This window comes from Pseudarthrobacter woesei, assembly GCF_055412745.1.
The window spans coordinates 1-1,361 of the sequence record NZ_JBVAYU010000032.1; the positions used below are offsets into that span (position 1 = coordinate 1).

1 protein-coding gene is annotated in these 1,361 nt (G+C 63.3%); it reads right to left on the reverse strand.

The genetic code is table 11. The annotated features are described in order from the left end of the window. Nucleotides 1-37 precede the first annotated feature (37 nt). Nucleotides 38-1,267: an IS256 family transposase gene (locus ACZYZE_RS18895; RefSeq protein WP_463909556.1), complete on the reverse strand. Its 1,230-nt coding sequence runs from the start codon at nucleotides 1,265-1,267 to the stop codon at nucleotides 38-40. Between the last annotated feature and the right edge of the window lie 94 nt (nucleotides 1,268-1,361).

The window sequence follows — 1,361 nt, forward strand, 5'->3', positions numbered from 1 at the left end:
GGGAGTGTCCGTTTAACGGTGGATCCGTGGCTGGCATTTAATTGATTCTTCCTTCGAAGGTGATGGCGAACGCGTTCAGGGCCGGCTTCCACCTCGTCGCCCATCGTGCCCTGCCTTTGCCAGTCGGGTCCAGTGCCCGAGTGGCCAGGTAGAGGCATTTCAGTGCGGCTTGGTCGGTGGGGAAATGTCCCCGGGCTCGGATCGCGCGCCGGTAGCGGGCGTTGACGGACTCGATGGCGTTCGTACTGCAGATGACCCGCCGGATTTCCACGTCGTAGTCCAGGAACGGCACGAACTCGCTCCACGCGTTCTCCCACAGCCGGGTGATCGCCGGATACCGCTGGCCCCATTTGCCGGAGAAATCGACGAAGCGTTCCTTCGCCGCAGCCTCGGACGGAGCAGTGTAGACCGGGCGCAGGTCACGGGACATTGCGTCCCAGTATTGCCGGGCCGCGAACCGGAAGGTGTTCCTGATCAGGTGGACGATGCAGGTCTGGACCACGGCGCGGTCCCAGACCGTGTTGATGGCCTCCGGCAGGCCTTTGAGCCCGTCGCAGACGGTGATGCACACGTCCTCCACGCCGCGGTTCTTGATTTCCGTCAGGACGGAGAGCCAGAACTTCGCGCCTTCCCCGCCGTCCCCGGCCCACAGCCCGAGGATGTCCCGTTCGCCGTTGACGCTGACGCCGATCGCAACGTAGACCGGCCGGTTCGTGACCTGCCCGTCGCGGACCTTGACGTGGATTGCATCGATAAACACCACCGGGAACACCCGGTCAAGGGGCCGGTTCTGCCACTCAGTCATTTCACCGATCACCTTTTCAGTGATCCGGGAGATCGTGTCTTTCGATACCTTGGCACCGAACACCTCCCCGAAATGGGCCGCGATCTCGCCGGTCGTAAGGCCCTTCGCGCTCAGCGACAGCACAATCTCATCCACGCCCGTCAGGCGCCGCTGACGTTTCTTGACCGTCTGCGGGTCGAACGTGGAGCCGGTGTCCCGCGGCACATCGATCTCCACCGGCCCGATCTCCGTCAGCACGGTCTTCGTGCGGATGCCGTTACGGGAGTTCCCGCTTCCGCGCCCGGACACGTCGTGTTTTCCGTAACCGAGGTGCTCGTCCATCTCGGCTTCCAGAGCGGTCTCCAAAACGTTCTTCGTGAGTCGGTTCAACAGCCCGCCCGGGCCCACGAGGTCGATACCCTGTTCTCTGGCCTGCGCCAGGAGCTGCTGCGCCAACTCTTGCTGATCCACATCAGTCGCCATGGGATCCAGTGTTTCGCTCATAATCGGTCCTCCCCGCCAGGCACGGCCTGGCGTGTCAGGCCAACCACGGATCCACCGTTATTCAGACACTCCC

Excerpts from the sequence above, each read along its gene's own strand:
- ACZYZE_RS18895 (WP_463909556.1), bottom strand. The coding sequence starts at position 1,267 with ATGGCGACTGATGTGGATCAGCAAGAGTTGGCGCAGCAGCTCCTGGCG.